3 protein-coding genes are annotated in these 4,298 nt (G+C 53.0%); 1 reads left to right on the plus strand and 2 read right to left on the minus strand.

Annotation, left to right across the window (positions count from 1 at the left end; all coding sequences use genetic code 11):
* Window positions 1-478 (plus strand): Tn3 family transposase (locus MCRY_RS22140; protein WP_139834162.1); only part of this gene is annotated, 478 nt, incomplete at its 5' end.
* A 680-nt stretch (window positions 479-1,158) separates the two neighbouring features.
* Here MCRY_RS22140 and MCRY_RS22145 read toward each other — a convergent pair.
* Both MCRY_RS22145 and MCRY_RS23070 read right to left on the minus strand, forming a co-directional pair.
* On the minus strand, window positions 1,159-3,180 hold the full coding sequence (locus MCRY_RS22145) for a caspase family protein (protein WP_244897963.1): 2,022 nt from the start codon (window positions 3,178-3,180) through the stop codon (window positions 1,159-1,161).
* Window positions 3,164-4,298 (minus strand): MBG domain-containing protein (locus MCRY_RS23070; protein ID WP_280523450.1); only part of this gene is annotated, 1,135 nt, incomplete at its 5' end. The genes MCRY_RS23070 and MCRY_RS22145, both read right to left, overlap by 17 nt.

A 4,298-nucleotide genomic window follows, 5' to 3' on the forward strand; every position in this document is an offset into this window, starting at 1 on the left:
CTGGCCCGGTGTGCTGCGGTCTGCCGCCACGATGGTGACAGGCGTCATACCGCCCAGTCAGTTGCTCAAGAAGTTCGCCGCCTATCCGCGCCAGCACGAGTTAGCTCTGGCGCTCCGCGAAATCGGCCGCGTCGAGCGCACTCTCTTCATCATCGAGTGGCTCCTCGACGCCGACATGCAGCGGCGGGCCCAGATTGGCCTGAATAAGGGCGAGGCACATCACGCTCTGAAAAACGCCCTGCGCATCGGGCGGCAGGGCGAAATCCGGGATCGTACAGCCGAAGGGCAGCACTACCGCATGGCCGGTCTCAACCTGCTCGCCGCCATCATCATCTACTGGAACACCAAGCACCTCGGTCAGGCTGTAGCCGCGCGGCAGCGGGCCGGGTTGAATTGCGATCCCGTTCTGCTCGCGCACATCTCCCCGCTCGGATGGGCCCACATCCTGCTCACCGGCGAATACCGGTGGCGGCGGTAAGCCAGGGTGAAGTTGTGAAGTAATCACCCCCAATTTCTTGCCACCTTCACAGCCACGAAACGGGCGCACCACGCTCACCGCCACAATGAAGGCAACCACAGGGCTCAAATTGAAGAGGTGTAGGGGGCGTCAGAGCCTTGTGATACGATCCTGCCCCCTACCGGAATCCACCCCTACTTGCTCGACCTGTACACCAAGTTGGCCAACGGCCACTTGGACAAAGACATCGATGCTTTGATGCCATGGGCCTATGCCGCCCAAAAATCCTCACACATGAGCTCGCCCGGGAGTCCCTGACGAGCTCAGAAATGCTCTAGCCTAAAACCTGTCAACCCGCACAAACCACATAAATCAATGGGACAGAGGCGGCGCATACGGAGCTCTTCGACACTCTCGACCTGCCAAAACCCGCCTGATCCTCTCTCGGTAGTCACACAATGGCGAATCCCGCCATAAGAATATCAATCACTTATCGGATTTGCTGTTGAACTTGGGCTACCTGATCGCAGGTAATCTCAGCCACCTCCCAGCCTCACCCTACACCACAACATCTGGTGGGTGCCGCGCATGACCGGAAACCAGTCCACCCACACAAATCGCGAAATAGCCTGAAAATGTCGTTTTGCACGCTCAAAGCGATCGGTCAGTTCCAAAGGCGATTTCCCTAAACAGGTCATGAGCTAAATTTCACTTAAGATATCCTCGCGGAATCCACCATTTCGCCATCGGGTAAGGGCCGCAAAGAAACTTGAACCGGCCAATCCATCGATGGAGGCTGTGTAGTAACCTGCTTCTTGCAGACGAGTCTGAAGTGCGCGGATAGTATCACGAGACCACTGGTCCGTTGAATTCATCAGATGCTGCAAGAGATCGCCTCGATCCGCGGCTACCCCCCGCAGTAAAAGGTCAGCTGCACGCACTGCATCACGCTCTACACCTCGGCCTTCGTCCAGTAAAATTGCTGCCGCGCGAAAGCCTCCAAGTTCGCCATCACGCGCTGAGTCAATGAAATAATCAAGTGCATCTGCCGGCGTATCAGTTAACCCATCTTGAGCGAGAACTCCGAGATTAAAGATCGCTTTTGGCGAGCCTAGATCCGCGGCCTGCCGCAGTAATGAAATGGCACGTTCAATGTCTTGATCTACAAGTCCTCCTTGGAACAAGATGATCGCGAGGTTGATCATACCATCGATACTGCCAGCGGCTGCTGCTCGTTCATATAGATCTAAGGCAGCTCCGAAGTCTTGCGGCACGCCGTTTCCCGTTTCAGCAAGTTGGGCAAGACTGACCATTGCTCGTAAATCACCTCGGTCCGCCGCACTTTTGTATAGTGAGACTGCGCGTTCCAAATCACCGGACGCTGCTGTCGCACGGGCTAGTAGAGCAGTATAGTGAGGCAACTCAGGTGACTGGGTCGCCGCCGCAGCACATGCTTGGATTGCAGGCAGTGAGTTTTTTTGCAAGCGCTCAAAACTAACCCCTGGTTGTGCCGCAGTGGCATCACGGGGATGAGTAGCCAACCGTTCACAAACTGATCCGGGCGAGGTGTCCTGTACATCTGGAATTACCTCCAACAATCGTTGGGCCTCTGCAACATTCCTCCCATCCGGATAGTTTTTGACGTAAAATTCTAATAGCGGCCGCATGCGCGTTCGACGTGCAAGGTTCCAAATACGCTGTGCTTCTGCAGTCTCATCTTGCAACTGAAGCGCACGTATCCTGCTGTCATCTTCGAGAAAAGCCAAAACGTCCTGCACATGGGCGCCCTCCGGATAGCGTTCCATATAGAGTTGCAACAGTTGGGCATCTCCTTCATTGGCTGCAACCTGCCACAACAAGGTTTCTTCAGAGGCTGTTACAGCGCTTCGGACGAATTGAAACTGCTGCGTAAGAGAGGAGTTTTCCCATGGTATTTGCCTTCCCCCAGTCGCGGCGATCACATCACGGCGGACGTTGATCATCATTTGTTGGATATCTTGGCCAGGGCTATAGATATGGCTCAATACTGCCTCAGTAAAAAAGCTGTTTCTACCCATGCCGTCATAGGCAACATTGTCAGGCTGCGTTGCATAAACGAACATGTAATCAGCGTCAGTCCCAACTCTGGCAAGCCCCCCGCGCACATTGGGCAAACTGTCCAACTCGGTGCCAAAAGGATTGTCCCGACATGCATCCAGAAATATCAGTTTGAGACCGTTAGACCCGTCTATCACACGCAAAATGTCTGACAACGGAAGCGCTTCTTCATCTAAATCCTGAATGCCTCCGAGCTGTGCATCGACTGGTAACAGGAAGTTGGTACCGTTTACCTGAAACCCATGTCCAGCATAGTACAACAAGACAACATCAGCATTTTCTGCAAGTTCGCCAAACGCTTCGATATTTTCGCGCAAATCCGACCGCGACTGATCCATGCTCAAGAGGACTTCAAAGCCCAGCCCTTCCAGGGCCAAGGAAATGTCTACCGCATCGTTCTTGGGATTATCCAGTGGAGAAACATAAGCATAATCTGAATTGCCAATAACGAGTGCGACACGTTCCTCCGCAAGCGCAGTACAGCTGCCAAACACGACAAGAACAAACGACAGTAAGAAGTGCTCAAGCCTTAATTGTAGGAATGAGAAAAAACGACAAGACCGGCCAATAGTCTGTTGACCAGATATACGCACGAGTTCAGCTTCAAATTTACAGTCCAGTCGCACGAGCCAACGAAATCCCGACAGTATCCAGTGCAGAAGCTGTTTGGTTGATGGTTGCACGTTGTATTAAGGCCAATTCAGGGTCCTCGACCCTGACCAGCGCAATCGCTTTACGTATTTCGTTTGATGCGTTGGTAAGCGCAGCACGGGCCTCATTGACAGCATCAATACGAATTGTATCGCGCTCCGCATCCGACCTTGCTGTGGCAAGGCGCATTTGCGCTCGTTGCCGGGCAGTATCGATTTGAACACGGGCATCTTGCACAATTTGTGCAACATTCTGCATTCCAGGCGGCAAATCGGTAGCAATCGTGTCCAATTCTCCAGCAAAGGCGTTCAGTGCATCCGACAAACACGCGAGATATCGATTTACATCTCCACTCTGCTGATCACATGCATTAATCGCGTCTAAAAGATCCGACACGAGATTACCAACAGCGACGAGCGTCTCTTTTGCGTTGGCTAATTCTACTGGATCGCTGGTCTCCAACTGGGACGTATTATCCCTGTCACCAAGTCCAGTTTTGACCTCATCACGTGGATTCACCAGTGGTTCGTTGTTGAAGTCCAATGGAGGTGCAATGCTTACAGCCACAGGGTCCACAAAAAGTGTCCCAAGCATAAAGGTAATGTCATAATTTTCTAGCCCATTTCCAACAGGTTGACCTATCGAAATAACAAACGGGCTCTCAAGTGCAGCAGCATCTCTTTCAGCACCTTGGCTCGACAAAGATACACTTCGTACAGTGGAATCAAACAATAAACCTTCAACCGAAAACTCAGTTCCAGTGAAAAAGAACTCTTCGCCTTCCAGCTTTGTCTGGTCATCCGCACGTACCGTCAGAGACGCAGGATCAACCGTCAGATCTCCCGACACATACTCAATTGCGTAGTTCGACAGGCCAGACCCAATCGCAGCTGACGCCCCGATCTCATACGGGCTCCCGGAAACCGACGCATCCGACGCAAATCCCGCGCTCGACAACGTCACACTCTCAAGCACATCCTCGAAAAACAGCGTGCCTGCCGTGATCGTGAACTCACTCCCAACCGGGTTCAAACCCGTCCCATACGTCTTCGTCTGGTCATCCGCACGCACCGTCAGAGACGCAGGATCAACC

This window comes from Marivita cryptomonadis (genome assembly GCF_002115725.1).
Taxonomy (GTDB): domain Bacteria; phylum Pseudomonadota; class Alphaproteobacteria; order Rhodobacterales; family Rhodobacteraceae; genus Marivita; species Marivita cryptomonadis.